This window comes from Xylanibacter sp. (assembly GCF_057607445.1).
Map to the genome: position 1 here is coordinate 64186 of NZ_DBLZAX010000013.1, position 18828 is coordinate 83013.

Annotated in this window: 17 protein-coding genes; 6 read left to right on the top strand and 11 right to left on the bottom strand. The window is 45.4% G+C overall.

What is annotated here, in order from left to right; genetic code table 11:
- Positions 1–6 precede the first annotated feature (6 nt).
- The gene (locus tag ACZMIG_RS10725) at positions 7–690 is read right to left on the bottom strand and encodes a hypothetical protein (RefSeq protein ID WP_487889540.1); all 684 of its coding nucleotides are present in this window, start codon (positions 688–690) and stop codon (positions 7–9) included.
- Between the two features lie 12 nt (positions 691–702).
- Positions 703–1605 carry a 1,4-dihydroxy-2-naphthoate octaprenyltransferase gene (gene menA, locus ACZMIG_RS10730; protein ID WP_021854166.1) on the bottom strand — a complete coding sequence of 301 codons (903 nt, stop codon included), beginning with the start codon at positions 1603–1605 and terminating at the stop codon, positions 703–705.
- Between the two features lie 275 nt (positions 1606–1880).
- On the opposite strand from menA, the gene ACZMIG_RS10735 reads away from it, so the two are divergent.
- The 6 genes from ACZMIG_RS10735 to ACZMIG_RS10760 all read left to right on the top strand — a co-directional run bounded on the left by ACZMIG_RS10735 (position 1881) and on the right by ACZMIG_RS10760 (position 9123).
- The gene (locus ACZMIG_RS10735; RefSeq protein WP_053398468.1) at positions 1881–2519 is read left to right on the top strand and encodes an HD domain-containing protein; all 639 of its coding nucleotides are present in this window, start codon (positions 1881–1883) and stop codon (positions 2517–2519) included.
- Positions 2520–2571: 52 nt separating this feature from the next.
- The gene (locus ACZMIG_RS10740; protein ID WP_487889545.1) at positions 2572–3258 is read left to right on the top strand and encodes a peptidylprolyl isomerase; all 687 of its coding nucleotides are present in this window, start codon (positions 2572–2574) and stop codon (positions 3256–3258) included.
- 782 nt (positions 3259–4040) lie between these two features.
- The gene (gene lysS, locus ACZMIG_RS10745) at positions 4041–5783 is read left to right on the top strand and encodes a lysine--tRNA ligase (RefSeq protein WP_021854169.1); all 1743 of its coding nucleotides are present in this window, start codon (positions 4041–4043) and stop codon (positions 5781–5783) included.
- 109 nt (positions 5784–5892) lie between these two features.
- Complete coding sequence (locus tag ACZMIG_RS10750) at positions 5893–6888, top strand: NAD(P)H-dependent glycerol-3-phosphate dehydrogenase (RefSeq protein WP_053398469.1); 996 nt, start codon at positions 5893–5895, stop codon at positions 6886–6888.
- A 22-nt stretch (positions 6889–6910) separates the two neighbouring features.
- On the top strand, positions 6911–8269 hold the full coding sequence (locus ACZMIG_RS10755; RefSeq protein WP_302023620.1) for a glucose-6-phosphate isomerase: 1359 nt from the start codon (positions 6911–6913) through the stop codon (positions 8267–8269).
- 119 nt (positions 8270–8388) lie between these two features.
- Entirely contained in the window at positions 8389–9123 is a 735-nt protein-coding gene (locus ACZMIG_RS10760) for an inorganic diphosphatase (protein WP_418874870.1), read from the top strand.
- A gap of 134 nt (positions 9124–9257) precedes the next feature.
- On the opposite strand, the gene ACZMIG_RS10765 is transcribed toward ACZMIG_RS10760, so the two are convergent.
- The 9 genes from ACZMIG_RS10765 to ACZMIG_RS10805 all read right to left on the bottom strand — a co-directional run bounded on the left by ACZMIG_RS10765 (position 9258) and on the right by ACZMIG_RS10805 (position 18821).
- Positions 9258–10115 carry an enoyl-ACP reductase FabI gene (locus ACZMIG_RS10765; protein ID WP_125104020.1) on the bottom strand — a complete coding sequence of 286 codons (858 nt, stop codon included), beginning with the start codon at positions 10113–10115 and terminating at the stop codon, positions 9258–9260.
- A 186-nt stretch (positions 10116–10301) separates the two neighbouring features.
- Complete coding sequence (locus ACZMIG_RS10770) at positions 10302–10619, bottom strand: heavy metal-binding domain-containing protein (protein WP_021854174.1); 318 nt, start codon at positions 10617–10619, stop codon at positions 10302–10304.
- Between the two features lie 77 nt (positions 10620–10696).
- Positions 10697–11785, bottom strand: a complete 1089-nt coding sequence (gene mnmA, locus ACZMIG_RS10775) for a tRNA 2-thiouridine(34) synthase MnmA (RefSeq protein ID WP_125104019.1) — start codon at positions 11783–11785, stop codon at positions 10697–10699.
- Positions 11786–12488: 703 nt separating this feature from the next.
- Entirely contained in the window at positions 12489–13925 is a 1437-nt protein-coding gene (locus ACZMIG_RS10780) for an NADH-quinone oxidoreductase subunit N (protein ID WP_021854177.1), read from the bottom strand.
- Positions 13926–13940: 15 nt separating this feature from the next.
- Positions 13941–15446 carry a complex I subunit 4 family protein gene (locus ACZMIG_RS10785; protein ID WP_021854178.1) on the bottom strand — a complete coding sequence of 502 codons (1506 nt, stop codon included), beginning with the start codon at positions 15444–15446 and terminating at the stop codon, positions 13941–13943.
- Between the two features lie 15 nt (positions 15447–15461).
- A complete protein-coding gene (locus ACZMIG_RS10790) occupies positions 15462–17441 on the bottom strand; it encodes an NADH-quinone oxidoreductase subunit 5 family protein (protein WP_021854179.1) in 1980 nt (659 codons plus the stop codon).
- A gap of 6 nt (positions 17442–17447) precedes the next feature.
- A complete protein-coding gene (nuoK, locus tag ACZMIG_RS10795; RefSeq protein WP_021854180.1) occupies positions 17448–17756 on the bottom strand; it encodes an NADH-quinone oxidoreductase subunit NuoK in 309 nt (102 codons plus the stop codon).
- A gap of 6 nt (positions 17757–17762) precedes the next feature.
- Positions 17763–18275, bottom strand: coding sequence for an NADH-quinone oxidoreductase subunit J family protein (locus tag ACZMIG_RS10800; RefSeq protein ID WP_418874677.1), 513 nt, complete (start codon positions 18273–18275; stop codon positions 17763–17765).
- 15 nt (positions 18276–18290) lie between these two features.
- On the bottom strand, positions 18291–18821 hold the full coding sequence (locus ACZMIG_RS10805; protein WP_021854182.1) for a NuoI/complex I 23 kDa subunit family protein: 531 nt from the start codon (positions 18819–18821) through the stop codon (positions 18291–18293).
- Positions 18822–18828: the final 7 nt, after the last annotated feature.

An 18828-nucleotide genomic window follows, 5' to 3' on the forward strand; every position in this document is an offset into this window, starting at 1 on the left:
ACGGCCTTAAAGGCTCTTCTTTTTATTAAAGAAATCTTTGCAAATCTCTAAAAACAGCATTGGTTCAGCGGCTATTGTCTCCCACAACCGTTTGCCACCCTTAAGCACACGCTTGTCCACATAGTCAACAAGTTCAGGATTTGTCTTCTTGTAACGTATGCGCATGGCATTAAGACTTATGACATTGCCCGTCATGAACGGAACCACAACGCTGTCGCCGGCAAGGCTTATGCCGTAGATTGTAGATATGTTCATCTTGCCAAGCTGCATGTTCTGCGAGTCTACCCCATTCCACCAATACATCTTGCCGACTTCGTTTTCACCTTCTTTATATACAAACTGCCGTATGGTTTTCTTGGGTTTAAGCAGCGACGGATTAGCCACAAGATGCGACTCAAGATGGTCATACTTGCCGCTGGCCGACGTCTTTTTCATAAAATCTATACTCCTCACATTGTCGGCGCTATATGAAACGGCATTATTGCCGTCGGGCGCAGGAGACAACGTGAACGATGTGTTCATGCGCTTAAACAGCTTGCCGTCCACCCAATAAGTCTGAACATATCCTTCCACCGTGCTTCCGTCTGTAAGAGTTAGACGCACATGATTGTTTTCAGGGTCGCGCGTTTCCTGAGCAACGGCACAGGCCGAAAACGCAGCAAAAAGGAACAAGAATAATATTTTTCTCATAAAATGACATTATTACCAATTCAACAATACGCCCACAGAAAGGAGCAGACCATAGATAAACATATTGCGAGCGGTGTCGCCGAGCACCATGTTGAGAGCCTTACCTTTATTTATACGCACCATCTTGCGGTAAGCCGCGTAATGTGGTATGAGATAAAGGAAAGGAAGCAAGAACGCACAGATGTGTCCTTCGAGCAAAAACGCAACGCCAAAGACCAATGCCATTATGCCAGAACAGAGATAGGCTGTGCGCCCGGCTTCGGCACCCACCCTAACAATGAGCGTCTTCTTGCCTGCCCTTGCATCGTTGTCGATGTCGCGATAGTTGTTGACAAGCAACAAAGTGTCGATGACAAAGCCGCAGGCCAACGAGGCTATAAACACCTCAAACGTAAACCTGTCGGTCTGGAGATAATAGGTAACACACACGGGAATAATGCCGAAAAACACTAACACGAGCACATCGCCAAGACCAAGATATGACAGCAATGTGGTGTAAAGGAAACAAAACACCACGCAGAACGCCCCGACAAGTATCATCTCCAAGCCGCCATATATCACCAGCGGCAGGCCTATACAGCAGGCTATCACCGTTGTTATTATTATTGCACGGCGCATGGCTTTGGGTGTTATCCAGCCTTGTGCGCACGCACGGCGCGGCCCGAGACGTGTCTCGTCGTCGTTGCCACGGACAAAGTCGAAATAGTCGTTAATGAAGTTGGCATCAATCTGCATAATGAATGCAAACAACACACACAACAAGGCCGGCATCCAGCCGAAATCGTCGAGCCCGAGGTCTCTTGCCGCAAATGCCAAACCTATCATAACAGGCACGGCTGCACCAGTAAGCGTCTTCGGACGCGAGGCCAGCATCCACGCTTTTGCCGAGTTTGTATCTATTTGTTTTTCGTTCATGATTTAATCTTTTATATTATGCCCATAGGACAGACCGCAATGCCGCCGGACGTAAACAAGCTATGCCTTACACACTACCTTCTCCAAGAGAAAGGCATGCCGGCGTACCTCATGGCGCACAGAAGGGATGACAAGCAAAGGCATGCTGCCGGCTAAAACCCTTATCAAGCCACAACACCTATAAATTAATGCTTCAGGTAACATCCACGGGCGAATCACTTGCAAAAGTAAACATTATATCGTATATTTGCAAGAAATTAATGATTCTTAAAGCTATGATTGACAAGAATGTAAGTCTGGACCTTATGGCTTTTATCGAAACAGATATACTGCCTCGCTATGCCGAATTTGACAAAGCTCACAATCTTACTCATGTTACACGCGTGATAAACCGCTCAATCAAGCTGGCGCAGAAGATTGGTGCCGACGTCAACATGGCTTATGCCACGGCAGCATACCACGACCTTGGACTGGAAGGGCCGCGCGCCATACACCACGTAACGAGCGGAAAGATTCTGGCTGCCGACATGCGCCTGCGCAAATGGTTCTCGACAGAGCAGATAAAAATAATGAAAGAGGCAGTTGAAGACCACAGGGCATCAGCCTCGCACGCGCCACGAAGCATCTACGGAAAGATAGTGGCCGAGGCTGACCGCGACCTAGAGCCAGAAACCGTGTTCAGAAGGACAATAGAATATGGCATAGACCACTATCCAGAAAAGAACAAAGAGGAACAATGGAAACGCTTCTGCGAACATCTTGAAAACAAGTATTCAGCCCACGGATATATCAAGCTCTGGATACCCGGATCGGAGAACGAGAAAAGCCTGAAGCAGATAAGAGACCTGATAATACAGCCTGCGCGGCTGAAAGAAATATTCGACAGGATATATGCAGAGGAGACTGCAGAATGACTATGCCACGACAAACGACCATAAAAACAACGACAGCAAACAAAGGATAAAGATGAAGACACTTATAATAACAGCCTTGGCCCTGCTGATGTCTGTTGCAGGACAGGCACAGACGGCAGACACGCTTCGCCATGAGGTGATGCTTGAAACGACAAAGGGAAACATACGCATAGCACTATACAACGAGACGCCGCGCCATCGCGACAACTTTATCAAGCTTGTGAGGGAAGGATTCTATGACGGCTTGCTGTTTCATCGCGTGATAGACAGATTCATGATACAGACAGGCGACAGCGCGAGCCGACATGCCGCCCCGGGACAGCTGCTTGGCGACTCGCCCGAAAGCTACAAGGTGAAGGCCGAAATAACGTATCCTGCCCTATTCCACAAGCGCGGAGCCGTGGCAGCAGCACGCGAAAGCGACAATGTAAACCCCGAAAGAGAGTCGTCGGCATCTCAGTTTTACATCGTCTACGGCCGCCGTTTCAACGACAGCATGCTCGACGACGTGCAGCTGAAACTGGACAAGAACACAGGCGGAACAGTGAAACTGACACCCGAAATAAGAGAAGCCTACAAGCGCTTAGGCGGTACCCCTCACCTCGACGGACAGTATACGGTATTCGGAGAAGTAATTGAAGGGCTTGAAACCGTCGACAGCATACAATGGGTTGAGACCGACAAGAACGACCGCCCCATTGAAGACATAAAAATCATACGTGCAACGGTGATAAAATAACACGTCCAACCGACAGAAACTCATGTCTGACGCCAAGCTGGCAACATATGCGACGGGCCGTATAAGGAGGCAACATAAGAATGCAGAATGTAAGAATACCGGCTGCATTCCGCACAAAACGTAAGTTGACTGTATGCACTCTCAGGCGGGCAAAATAGCAAACAGAACGGCAGCACACGTGCCATTTGAGCGCAGGAAACGACCATTTTCAGCCTAAAATCAGGCATCAGCCATGCTAAAACATAGCTTTTGGGGGGATAAAACAATATAAATCGTCATATAAAATACTACATATTAAGGCGTAAAAGGCTACCTTTTAGAGTGCAAAAGGTGGCCTTTTACATTATACAGGACACCCTTCAGCTGCACACTTTGCACTGCAACGGCAGTATACCGTTGGCATACTGCATTTTACGGATGCACACTCCATACCGCGATATTTACGCAAAAAAGATTTAGAATACAGAATTATGCAGTATGAGAGCGTCATGAAAAATCAAAAAGAAAGCAAAAAGCGGAAAATGCGAACCACACGCAACACTACGCCGAAGGACAACATCACCTATTTAAGATATTTTTGAGATATTCTTCAAAATAACGTCCCTATATTCCAAAATTCTTTGTATTTTTGCACAAGCCAAACAACATCTTTTCAGACAAAAGTCTTTTGTCTGCATTAGGTCCAGGTTGTTTACCGTATGAAAAGTCTGCTCCGCTGACAGACCTATCAGTCACCGTAAGCGAGAAGACTTTGCATTCATCAAAAAAGAACAATTCTAAGTATGAACGTTTTAGAACTAAGTGAACAGGAAATTGGCAGACGCCAAAGTCTTCAGGAGCTGCGCGATATGGGAATCGACCCGTATCCTGCCGCCGAGTATCCAACAAATGCTTTCTCAACAGACATTAAAGCGGAATTCAAAGACGAAGAGCCGCAGAGAGAGGTGTGCATAGCAGGCCGCATGATGAGCCGCCGCGTAATGGGTAAAGCATCTTTCGCCGAGATTCAAGACTCAAAGGGAAGAATACAGGTTTATATCACACGCGACGACATCTGCCCCGGCGAAGACAAAGACATGTATAATAAGGTCTTCAAAAGACTGCTCGACATCGGCGACTTCATCGGCGTTAAAGGCTTCGTATTCAGAACACAGACAGGCGAGATCAGCGTACACGCACAGAGCCTGACACTGCTGTCGAAAAGCTTAAAGCCGCTGCCTATCGTTAAATATAAAGACGGCGTGGCATACGATAAGTTTGAAGACCCGGAGCTGCGCTACCGCCAGCGCTATGTAGACCTCGTTGTCAACGACGGCGTGAAGGAGACATTCCTGAAACGTGCCACCGTGTTGAGAACTCTGAGAAACTCTCTCGACGAGGCAGGATACACTGAAGTTGAAACCCCAATACTGCAGTCTATCCCAGGCGGAGCATCTGCACGCCCGTTCATAACCCACTTCAACGCGCTGAACGTTGAGATGTATATGCGTATCGCAACAGAGTTGTATCTGAAACGACTCATTGTAGGAGGATTCGAAGGTGTTTACGAAATAGGCAAAAACTTCCGCAACGAAGGTATGGACCGCACTCACAATCCCGAGTTCACCTGCATGGAGCTGTACGTACAGTATAAGGACTACAACTGGATGATGTCGTTCACAGAGCAGCTGCTTGAGAAAATATGTATTGCCGTAAACGGAAAGCCCGAAAGCGTAGTCAACGGCAACGTGATAAGCTTTAAGGCTCCATACCGCCGTCTGCCTATCCTTGACGCCATCAAAGAGAAGACAGGATACGACCTCAACGGAATGGACGAGGACCAGATACGCGAAGTATGCAAGAAGCTCAACATGGAAATAGACGACACCATGGGCAAAGGCAAGCTGATAGACGAGATATTCGGCGAATTCTGTGAGGGTACATTCATACAGCCAACATTCATCATCGACTACCCTGTAGAGATGTCTCCTCTGACAAAGATGCACCGCAGCAAGCCCGGACTGACAGAGCGCTTTGAGCTTATGGTAAACGGCAAGGAGCTTGCCAACGCATATTCTGAGCTTAACGACCCGATTGACCAGGAGGAAAGATTCATCGAACAGATGAAACTAGCCGACAAGGGCGACGACGAAGCAATGATCATCGACCAGGACTTCCTGCGTGCGCTGCAGTACGGAATGCCGCCTACAAGCGGTATCGGCATCGGTATCGACCGTCTGGTTATGCTCATGACAGGCGAAATGTCTATTCAGGAAGTGTTGTTCTTCCCGCAGATGCGCCCGGAGAAAAAGGCTCCGAAGAGCACCGTTGCAGAATGGCAGGCTATTGGTGTGCCTGAAGAATGGGTGCCCGTGTTCAACAAATGCGGCTATAATCTTACATCAGACATCAAGGATGTTAATCCGCAGAAACTGCAAATGGACGTATGCGGAATAAACAAGAAATACAAACTCGGCTACGAAAATCCCAAAGTAGACGATTTTGCGAAATGGATTGAGAACGTAAACAATTCTGATAACGAATAATTCTTATGCGGTGACACACCGGCAGGCCGTAAAGTCTGCCGGCTTGTCACCGCAATGCATAAATACATTTTATGCACGGATTATAAACAATAAATCATAAATCGAAAAGATGTACGATTGCGGAAGAATAGCAGTTATTGGCGGCGGAAGCTGGGCTACCGCCATTGCCAAGATTGTGGTGGGGCACACACATCATTTAGGATGGTATATGCGCCGTGACGACCGCATAGAAGACTTCAGGAGGCTCGGACACAATCCGGCATATCTTACAAGCGTTCGCTTCAACATTGACGAAATAGAATTCTCGAGCGACATCAACAAAATCGTTCAGGCATACGACACTCTTATATTCGTTACACCTTCACCTTACCTAAAAAATCATCTGAAAAAGCTGAAGACACGAATTAAAGACAAATTCGTAATTACCGCAATAAAAGGTATTGTGCCTGACGAGAACCTGGTGTGTTCAGAATATTTCCATCAGGTTTATGATGTTCCTTACGAAAACTTGGCATGTCTTGGAGGTCCGTCACATGCCGAAGAAGTGGCTCTTGAGCGTCTTTCATACCTGACTGTAGGATGCAGCGACCGCGAAAAGGCGCTGGCGTTCTCTGAGATACTGGCCAGCGAATTCATCAAGACTAAAATCAGCAGCGATGTTATCGGCATTGAATACTCGTCTGTGCTGAAGAATGTCTATGCGATCGCAGCCGGAGTATGCAGCGGCCTTAAGTATGGAGACAACTTCCAATCGGTACTTATGTCAAATGCGGTACAGGAGATGTCGCGCTTTCTCAAGACAATACATCCCATAGACCGTAACATAACCGACTCAGTTTATCTTGGCGACCTGCTTGTTACGGGATATTCCAACTTCTCGCGAAACCGCACATTCGGAACAATGATCGGCAAAGGATACAGCATAAAGAGCGCTCAGATTGAGATGGAAATGATTGCCGAAGGCTATTTTGGCACAAAATGCATGAAAGAGATTAACCGCCACTGCCATGTAAACATGCCTATCCTTGATGCCGTTTACAACATTTTGTACGAACGCATATCTCCACAAATTGAAATAAAGCTATTAACCGATTCTTTCAGATAAGAATCACAAAAATCAATAAGCAATGAAAAATATCACATTAGATGTATCTAAAGCCGTTCAGTTTCTTAAAGAAGGAACAGTAAAAAATTATGAAGCTAAAGTAAAAGAGGCACAAGAGGCTCTTGAAAACGGCACTTGCCCTGGCAATGATTTCTTAGGCTGGCTACATTTGCCATCATCTATAACACCTGAATTTCTGAAAGAAATACAAGACTGCGCAAACACTTTACGCGAAAACTGCGAGGCTATTGTCGTTGCAGGTATCGGCGGAAGCTACCTTGGAGCACGTGCAGTGATTGAAGCCTTGAGCAACTCTTTCTCATGGTTAATCGGCGACAAGAGCAACCCAACAATTCTTTTCGCAGGAAACAACATCGGCGAAGACTATCTGTATGAACTGACTGAATATCTTAAAGACAAAAAATTTGGCGTAATCAACATATCTAAATCAGGAACAACAACAGAGACTGCCCTCACATTCAGACTGCTGAAGAAACAATGCGAGGAGCAAAGAGGCAAAGAAGAGGCAAAGAAAGTCATAGTTGCCGTTACTGATGCAACGAAAGGTGCTGCAAGAGCAGCTGCCGACAAGGAAGGTTACAAAACATTTGTTATTCCAGACAACGTAGGCGGACGCTTCTCTGTGCTCACTCCTGTAGGTCTTCTGCCAATAGCATGTGCTGGATTTGACATAACAAAACTTGTTGAAGGTGCTGCTGATATGGAAAAAGCATGCGGAAAGGATGTTGCCTATGAAGAGAACCCGGCAGCCGTTTATGCTGCTGTACGCAACGGACTTTATGATCAGGCAGGTAAGAAAATCGAAATAATGGTTAACTACCAGCCCAAACTGCACTTCATCAGCGAATGGTGGAAGCAGCTGTTCGGCGAAAGTGAAGGTAAGGACAACAAGGGTATATTCCCTGCTTCATGCGACTTCACGACAGACCTTCACTCTATGGGACAGTGGATTCAGCAGGGCGAACGCTCAATATACGAAACTGTTATCAGCGTTGAAGAGCCTGCAAAGAAACTCCTCTTCCCTAACGACGAGGAAAATCTTGACGGTCTGAACTTCCTTGCCGGCAAACGTGTTGACGAAGTGAACAAGATGGCAGAGCTCGGAACACGCCTCGCACATGTTGACGGAGGTGTGCCAAACATCAGAATTTCAGTCCCCGTGCTGAATGAATACTACATCGGACAACTTATATACTTCTTTGAAAAAGCCTGCGGTATAAGCGGCAATATATTAGGAGTTAATCCGTTTAACCAGCCCGGTGTTGAGGCTTACAAGAAGAATATGTTTGCCCTTCTTGACAAACCCGGATACGAGGAAGACAGCAAAGCAATAAAGGAACGCCTCGCAAAAGAGAAATAATCATATCCGGAAAAGCCATGAGCGATTCATGGCTAAAGGACTAAGAAGGTACGCTAAAAGCGCAAAATAAGCGCAAGTAAATCTGCGTATGTGCGTATAATCAAACTATATGACATATTATGTTTGAAAAAGAAATTAAACAATATCTAGAAAGACACGGCTTTGAGGCTTTTAAGCCCAAAGCCGTTCTTTTTGACATGGACGGAGTTCTATATAACAGCATGCCCTTTCATGCTGTCAGCTGGCATAAGTCGATGGAGAGGTTCGGACTGAATATCTCACCGGAAGAAGCCTACCAATATGAAGGGATGAGGGGTGTTGAAACGATAAAGCTATTGGCCAAGCGCCAATGGAACAAAGAACTGACAGACGAAGAAGCCGCCAACATGTATGAAGAGAAATCAAACGAGTTCAGAAAATGCCCCAAAGCAGAGAAGATGGATGGCGTTGAAGAACTTATGAGAAAAATAAAAACTGACGGTCTGAAAATTGTTGTTGTAACAGGAAGCGGGCAAAGAAGTTTGCTGGAAAAATTAGAAAGCGAGTTCAACGGACTTATACACCATGAACTGATAATCAGCAGCTTTGACGTGAAACACGGAAAACCCAACCCGGAGCCCTACCTCTGCGGACTGAAGAAGGCGGGCGTCATGCCGTGGGAAGCCATTGTTGTTGAAAATGCTCCACTGGGAGTAAGAGCCGGAGTTGCTGCCAACGTATTCACCGTTGCTGTAAACACAGGTCCGCTGCCACAAAAGATGCTTGCAGACGAAGGAGCCAACTTGATATTTGAAAGCATGCCTTCATTCAGGGATTCGTGGGATATACTAAGCGAAAACTGGAAAAACCGCTAACGAAAAAACAAAATACCGCAGGACCAGAATAACTGTAAAGAACAAAAAATCTTTAGTTGGCAAACATAAATAAAAGGACAATACCCACATGGGCATTGTCCTTTCGCTTATAATAGTACTGTTGAAAAAACGTATTATCCGTAGATTATCTTTCCGTTTTCATCTTCATAAGGAGCAAGGTCCTTAGCATACTGGTTCATGGCACGAAGGCTCATACCCATTGAAGAGAACCCACCGTCATGATAAAGATTCTGCATTGTCACCTTACGTGTGAAGTCAGAGAACATCATTACGCAATAGTTTGCACACTCTTCAGCATCAGCGTTGCCGAGCGGAGACATCTTGTTGGCAAAATCCATGAGGTTGTCCATGTCCTTAATTCCCTTACCTGCTGTAGTAGGTGTAGGTGACTGAGAGATTGTGTTGATGCGGACATTCTTCTCACGTCCATAAATATATCCGAAGCTGCGTGCTATGCTCTCAAGCATGCTCTTGGCGTCTGCCATATCGTTGTAACCGAAGAATGTACGCTGAGCTGCAACATAAGTGAGGGCAACCACTGAACCATACTCGGCAATGGCATCTTGCTTCTTGGCAACCTGCAACATCTTGTGGAAAGAGATGGCAGAAATGTCGAGAGTCTTCTGCAGATAATTGTAATCAAGATCGTCGTATGTACGGTGCTTACGCACGTTAGGACTCATTCCGATAGAATGGAGCACGAAGTCGATTTTTCCGCCAAGCAGCTGAACAGACTCGGCAAATACCTTCTCCAAATCCTCAACACTTGTAGCATCAGCTGCTATGACAGGAGCGTTGAGCTGCTTGCTCAGCTGATCAAGTGTACCCATGCGCAGCGCCATTGCTGTGTTGCTCAAGGTTATTGAGGCGCCTTCTTCTACAGCCTTCACGGCTACTTTCCATGCTATGGATTCTTCATTAAGCGCGCCGAAAATAATACCGCGCTTACCTTTCAACAAATTGTGAGTCATCTTTAATTTATTTCTTTGATTTAATTTTAGAGTGCAAAGTTACAACATTTACACAAAATAGGCAAACATTTAAAGTTAAGAATTATTAGCATAAGCCACTTGACGGCTTACAAACTCATTACAGAATAAGCAGCCGTCATAAAAATCAATAAAGCAAAATTGGCTATAACGCCACAGACATACATCCTAAAGAATCACTGCTGTTCCGCTGCACGACACCATAAGCATTGAGCCTGACTCGCCTACAGTTTCATAATCGAGATCAATACCGACAACGGCATTGGCTCCAAGAGCCTCGGCACGCTGCGTCATCTCTGCCAGCGCATTGTCTTTAGCCTTGCGCAACACTCCCTCATAAGAGCTGCTACGGCCTCCGAAGAAATCTCTGACACCAGCCAGAAAATCCTTAAACACATTGGCACCTACAATAACCTCGCCCGTTACTACGCCGAGATACTCCCTTACAGGTCTGCCTTCAATGGTCTGAGTTGTTGACAATAACATAATCGTATGATTTTTCTGTTACACTTTTCTTTCCTTTACATCAAGATAATTGCTGACGACAATATCCGTGGAGCGAGCTATTCGCTCCATGAAATCTCAGCACTGCCGAAACATTTGTGATGGTCTTCATCATAAACCACACAGAACTGGCCGGGAGCAACACCTTGTATAAGATGTTCTGAATGCACCACATATTCGCCATCTGCCTTACGTTCGAGCCTTGCCGGATGATATTCTGGCGTATGACGTATCTTGAACGTTACGCTTACCTCACCGGCATCGCCCCAAGGATTGCATGTAAGGAAATGGAAATCATGTATGCTGAAGTCTTTCTTATAAGCCGTAAGCGGCTCATATCCCTTACTTACATAAAGTATGTTCTGCTTCATGTCCTTCTTGACTGCATACCAGGGTCCGCCTCCGAAACCGAGTCCGTGGCGCTGACCTATAGTGTGAAACCACAAGCCTTTGTGCTTGCCAAGCTTCTTTCCAGTCTCCAGCTCGAGCACGTCGCCGGGATTTTCACCGAGATAGCGCCGTATGTAATCATTATAATTTATCTTTCCAAGAAAACAGATGCCCTGACTGTCCTTACGCTTTGCATTAACAAGATGTTCGCGTTCGGCAATCTCGCGCACCTCTTCCTTCATGTAATGTCCTATTGGAAACAATGCCTTGCGCAACTGCCAGTCGTATATCTGGGCAAGAAAATCGGTCTGGTCTTTCACCGGATCGGGACTTGTAACGAGCCACTTCTGCCCGTCTATAATTTCGGTCTGTGCATAATGCCCTGTTGCTATCAAGTCATAATCGTGCCCGGCTTTCTGGTCGAAAGCTCCAAACTTTATCAGACGGTTGCACATCACGTCGGGATTGGGCGTAAGACCGTTGCGCACCTTGTCCATAGTATATTTAGTAACCTGCTCCCAATACTCCTTATGACAGTCGATCACCTGCAGCCTGCAGCCATATCTGGCAGCAACGGCTGTGGCCATCTCGAGGTCTTCCTCGCTCGAACAGTCCCACTCCTCTTCTTCCTCGGGACCTATCTTTATATAAAAGCAATCGGGATGCAATCCCTGACGGGCCAACTCATAAACCACCACTGAGCTGTCTACTCCGCCGGAAAGCAGTACTGCAATCTTTTTATCTTTCAGATTCTCCATCGCAAATCATTTTTTCGTGATGCAAACATACATAAAAATAACGACATTCTACGATAATTTACCAACAAATATGAGCTTACATGCACGAATAATGAGCCGCAACTGCGGCTAAAATATTCTGAACAGAATGGGATATTCAGGAACAATCAGCTTATAGCCCCTTTCCGGTTAAGGGTTCCAGAAGTGGCATGGCGAGAAAATAACAGCCTAAAAGAAAGATTTATCGTAAAATCGCGCTTCACGCTTAACGCGCTGTATATCAAGAGATTAGCCCAAACAAGAAAATATAGCGGGAAATCAGACAATGCAAAAGACCACGTTTTGCATCATAAAAGGGCACATTTTACAATGCAAAAAGCCGTCTTTTGCAACGCAAAAGGCTGCTTTTTGCTGCACAAACCAATGTAATTCAGGCAAAAAACAACAAAAATATGCATGAACAAGCAGGCTGAAGTGCATGAAAAACGGCAAGAAACAAGAATATTGTGGATTTATTTTTCTAGAACGGAAAATAATTTTGACAATATTTTTTACCGGCAAATCTATCAGAAATGGACGATTTATAACCAAAGGAAAAACATGGGATGCAAGGCAGACATAAATTGAGATGCAAGGCTCTGAAAAACAACATGGCCAAAGACCGGTGTAAAACCATGTCTTTGGCCACGCTTGTTATAATGTTTTTGTCAACTAAACTTCAACATTAAATTGATGCCCATATCCAGTCATAGAAGAAGCTGCATACACCGCAAAGAAGCACACCGGCTGTGCAGATGGCAAGAGCCAGTTTTGTGTTGCAGTCGCTCTTGAATGTAGGCAGAGGATTCTCGGCAGACTTGATGTACATTGCCTTAACAATGAGAAGATAGTAGTAAAGACTTATCACTGTGTTGATCAAAGCAACGAACACTACTATGTGAGTAAGTACAGAACCTTCCTCCAATGCTGCCATGAAGACGAAGAACTTGCTGAACATACCTGCAAACGGAGGAATACCGCCGAGAGAGAACAGCGCAAACGTCATAAGCAATGACAGTTTGGGGTTAGTTGTATAGAAGCCGTTGTATGCATCCATCTTGGTAACACCATTGTTGTTTTCCTCAACAACGCTGATTACGGTGAATACTGCAAGGTTGGCCACTACATAAACCAGCACATAGTAAGACAGGGCAGCTACGCCAAGAGCATTGTCGCCAATAACTGCCAGCATGATGTAACCTGCCTGTGAGATAGAACTGAAGGCCATGAAGCGCTTGAGCTCTTTCTGACGGATGGCAAACAGGTTGGCAATGGTGATGCTGAGCACAACGAGCACGTACATAACGTAAGTCCAATACGGAGTGAGCGGAGCAAACACCTTCATGAGGATAGCCATGAGTGTAAATGCGGCAGCACCCTTAGAGATTACGCTAAGATAACCTGTAACCGTTGTAGGAGCACCCTGATATGTGTCGGCAGTCCAGAAGTGGAAAGGAACAAGGCTGATCTTGAATCCTAATCCGCTCATGAAGAATACCATACCCATTACGTTCATTGTAAGGTTCTGCTTCTGAGCAAGAACTGTTGCAACGTCATCGAAATAGAGAGTACCTACTCCACCATAGATGAACGAAATACCATAAAGCATTATTCCGCTTGAGAATGTAGCAGTAAGGATAAACTTGGCTGCTGCCTCAGCTGAATTATGACGGTATTTGTCGAGCGCAACAAGACATGCCATAGGCACAGATGCCATTTCGAGTCCGAGGAAGAACATCAGGAAGTGGCCGGCGCTCATCATCATGTTCATACCGAGCAGGGTTGAAACAGTTAGCATGTAGAACTCGCCTTCTTTGAAAGATGTATCCTGACGGCTCAGCCACTTACGGCTCTGAATGAGCACGATGAGTGTACCTGCAGCCAGAATAGTCTTCATAACGTTCACAGCCGATGTTGTAACATACATTCCGCCAAATGCCGAAACCGGCTCCTGAGGGAAGATGTTGATAATCACCTGAGCAAGCATCAGAATGCAAACCAGCGGATTGAACCACTTGCGCTCACTGTTGCGCGATGATGCAAAATCGGCAATAAAGACGATAATAAGGATAGCCATCAATGTGGCTTCCGGAATCATATTAAGAAATTGACTGTAATTCATTTTTCTGCTGATTTATTATATTGATGCAATAGCTGAAACATTGTTAATCTGGTCAAGGATTGGTATCATTGCATTGTCGATAACCTCACTGGCCCACAACGGAGCAAGACCAAGTCCTGCTACGCAGAATATAAGGCAGCATACAGCCACGCGCTCATCCCATGTTGCGTCGGTAAGTGTCAGATAATGCGGATCAGCAACCTTCTGATAAAGAATCTTGCCGACAACACGCAAGATGTAGACAGCCGTAACAACAATACTTGTACAAGCTACGATTGTACATGTACGGTGGAACACATCGTTATTAGCAAAAGAACCGACAAAGATTGTCATCTCAGCTACGAATCCTGAGAAGCCCGGCAAACCGAGGTTAGCCAAACCGGCGATAACATAACCCACGCTGAGGAAAGGCATAATCTTCATCAGACCGCCAAGCTTGCGTACGTCACGTGTGTGTGTACGGCCGTAGATCATACCGATGAGGGCGAAGAACAAGGCTGTCATCAATCCGTGAGAAAGCATCTGAAGAATAGCTCCTGTGCAAGCTGTCTTGGTCATCATAAGCAATGCGAACAATACAAGACCGCAGTGAGAAACAGAAGAATATGCATTGATATACTTCAAGTCAGTCTGAACACATGCAGACAGAGCACCATATACAACAGAGATTGTTGTAAGGATCAGGAATATCCATCCAAGCTCGTGAGCTGCATCAGGCAGAAGGAACATGGCAATGCGGAAGCAGCCATAACCTCCAAGCTTCATAAGCACGCCGGCGTGAAGCATTGACACAGCTGTAGGCGCTGATGCGTGACCGTCGGGGCTCCATGTGTGGAACGGGAACAGTGCTCCGAGAACGCCGAATCCGATAAACACGAACGGGAAGAACACCTTCTGAACTTCAACAGGAATATTATGCATTGCTGCAATCTCAAGGATGTTCATCGTGGTTGCACCGCTACCGAAATAGATTCCGATAATACCAAGAATCAACAATGCAGATCCGCCCATGAGCATAAGAGTAAGCTTCATTGCTGAATACTCCTTGTTACCGCTACCCCATACACCGATAAGAAGATACATAGGGATGAGGGCAACCTCATAGAACATAAACATTGTGAACAGGTCGGTGCTGATGAAGAAGCCATACACACCGGTGCTCAGCAGAGTAAACCACAGGAAGTATTCCTTTGTCATGGGTTTCAGCTGCCAAGATGCAAAAGTACCAGTAAACACGATGATGCTTGAAAGCAGAAGCATAACCACAGATATACCGTCAACACCTACAGAGTAGGCAATGTTCAGCGGCGCAAACCAAGGAATGCTGTATGTGAACAACATCTCGTCTGTGTTGCCTCCAGCACGCATCTGTATGAATGTTACCGTAAGCCAGATTGACAAAATCAAAAGACATGATGATCCTGCAACCATTACGCCACGTACCTGATTAAGGTTGCGGGCCAGCCAAAGACCCAACAGCATCAGTACGGGAAAAACTACAAATAAACTTAATATACTCATTTTACCGGTTTTCTTTTATAGACAAATACATAACAACACTAATGCAATAGCACCTGTGAGGAACCATACTGCATACTGGCGCACGTCACCGCTCTGCCAGCCACGTATGCTTTCTCCGGCTTCATTCGTACCCCAAGCCATAAAGTTCATAGCTCCGTCAACAACATGGCGGTCGAACCATGCCAATGGAGTGCTCACACACTTGAAGATTATCTTATGTGTAACAAACATCCATACCTCATCCATGTAGAAACGCTTGTAAGCTGCACGATGAAGTTTCGGGAACTTACGGGCAAGCATGTCTGCAACAGGAGTCTCCTCACCTTTATACATATAAGTAGCAAGACCGATACCGCATATTGCAAGCACTGTGCTGACTCCTGCAACAAACCAGTTGGTATGTGTGCCGAATGCAACACCGTTGGCAGAAACAAACTCGCCAAACTCAAATACATGCAATGTACCGAAGATACCTACCAACATTGTTATGACAGAAAGAATTATAAGAGGTACTGTCATTGTCAGCGGAGCTTCATGAGGCTGATGTGCGCCCTCTGCCTTGTGAGTTTCATAATAGCTCTTGCCCCAGAAGATTACATAATACAGACGGAACATATAGAATGCTGTCATAGCAGCAATGCCGCTCATTATCGCACCCATTACAGGTGAGAAGTTATAGCAAGCTACCAAGATTTCATCCTTAGAGCAGAATCCTGAGAAGAACGGTATACCTGCAATTGCAAGACATGAGATAAGGAATGTCCAATGTGTTACAGGCATATACTTACGCAGTCCGCCCATGTACATCTTCTCATTAGAATGAACGGCATGGATGATACAACCGGCACCCAAGAACAGACAAGCCTTAAACATGGCGTGTGTGAACAGATGATACATTCCGGCCATATAACCAAGTCCGTTTGCATCAGCATATTCTGCAGTCATGGCAACAGCTCCTGTTTCAGGATCTGGCATACATACGCCAAGAGCAACAAGCATGAAACCGATCTGAGAAATTGTTGAGAATGCAAGCACACGTTTGATATCGCTCTGACAGCATGCAACGGCTGCTGCATAGAAAGCTGTAAACGCTGCTATATAGGCAACCCAGTGCAAAGCCTCCGGCGCAAACTTGACAAATATCGGGAACAGACTTGCCACGAGATAAACTCCGGCAACGACCATGGTTGCAGCATGGATAAGAGCACTGACAGGTGTAGGACCTTCCATAGCATCGGGCAACCAGATATGCAACGGGAACATTGCACTCTTACCGGCACCACCGATAAACATAAGGAACAATGCTGTAGGCATAATCCAACCGGCCTGATTGAGCGCTGTCATCTGTGCAGGTGACATCTGAGACAGATCGTAATTAAATGTACCTACATAGAAGCTGTAGATAAGAATACCGATAAGGAAGAACAAGTCGGCAAAACGTGTTACGATAAATGCCTTCTTTGAAGCTGCCACTGCGGCATGCATAGGATAGTAGAAGCCGATAAGGAGATAAGAAGAAACTCCCACAAGCTCCCAGAACAGATACATCTGGAAGATGTTTGTAGCTACAACCAATCCGAGCATTGACATTGTAAACAGGCTCAAGAACGCATAGTAACGCTGAAAGCCCTTCTCTCCATGCATATAGCCGAATGAATAGATGTGGACCATCAGGCTGACTGTTGATATAACGATAAGCATCATCGCAGAAATCGGAGTGATGCGGAAACCGATATTAAATGTCAGCAGCTCAGAAAATCTAAGCCATGTAATATCAAATGCCGTTACCGTAGGATAAAGACCTGTGGCAGCGTCTCTTCCCTGAACCAGAAAATACTCAAACGCAGCGTAGTAGCAAAGCACTGTAACAACAGCGATAGAGCATGTTCCGATAAGACCGGCCACTTTATGCGACATCTTCATACCCGCCAATCCGAGTAAAATAAATGTCAGCGCCGGTAACAAGAGTATTAAAAATACAAAACCATAATCCATAACGCACTAATTTTTCATGTTTTCAATACAGTTCACCTGATCACTATTGAAGTTGCGGTAAACATTAATAATAATTGCCACTGCAACAGCTGTTTCCGCAGCACTTACGCCGATGCTGAACAAAGTGAAGAAGAAACCTTCCATCTGTCCGGGGAACAACAAGCGGTTGAATGCTGCAAAGTTGATATCAACAGAGTTGAGAATCAACTCAACAGAAATCAACATTGCAATCAGGTTGCGACGGGTTATAAATCCGAATACACCGATAAAAAACAACAGTGCTGAAAGCACAAAGAAATATTCTACTGGTATCATAAATTATTACTCCTTTCTAGATATTACGATTCCACCAATAATGCAAGCCAGCAAGAATACAGAGATAAACTCGAACGGAAGCACATACTGATATTTCTCAGAACCCATCAAAGTGTTGCCAATGACATTCATTGAAACTTCCTCATCAGGCATCTGCACTGCCATATCGATAAACTTGTTCTTCAAGAACACTGCAACGACCGTAACAAGACTTATCAAGGTTATAAGCGCGCCACATACAACGCGGCTACCTTTCAAGCGCTCTACAAGTCCCTGCAATGTGCGCTTGCTTACAAGCTGTATTGCAAAAATATAAATCATAGTTACACCTCCGGCATAAACACTTATCTGGGCTGCGCCAAGGAAAGTGTAGTCAAGAAGGAAGTATAAACCAGCAACACCCAAAAGAACGAACAGCAAGAAAGTGGCCGCTCTCATTATCCGCTTTGTCATTACGCACATAAGTGCAGAACCTAAAATGACAACAGCAAGAATTATAAACATTACCATATTAGCCATATCTACGTTCTCCTTTTATTTAATTTTAGTATTAAAGACACCGATCTCCAATGGAGTACCGCCATCCTCGATATTCGGCAATGCAGGCTCAAACTTCTCTTTGTCAAGATGCAAGACAAGCTTGTCTCTTCCAAAGGTTGAGTTCTCAAAGTCGTTCACAAACTTAATGGCCTCATGAGGACATGCGTTTACACACAACTCACAGAACATACATTCGCCCAAATCATAAATATAATCATCAAGGACACGTTTTTTCTTACCGTCCTCTGTCTCAATTGTCTTCTGTACGACTTTAATCGTACCGTTAGGACAAGCCATCTCGCAAAGTTTGCATGCGATGCACTTATTGTTGCCTTCAGCATCCTGTGGCATTATAAGGCGTCCGCGATGGCGCGGCGAAACATGGAGCGTGGTCTTTCTGTTCTCCGGATACTGCTCGGTAACCTTCTTTGTAAGATACTCACGGAAGGTGACACCAAGACCTGTAAGCAAAGACTTCAGACCAAACTTAATTCCACCAAAATAAGATTTATTATTATCTTCCATTATTTTT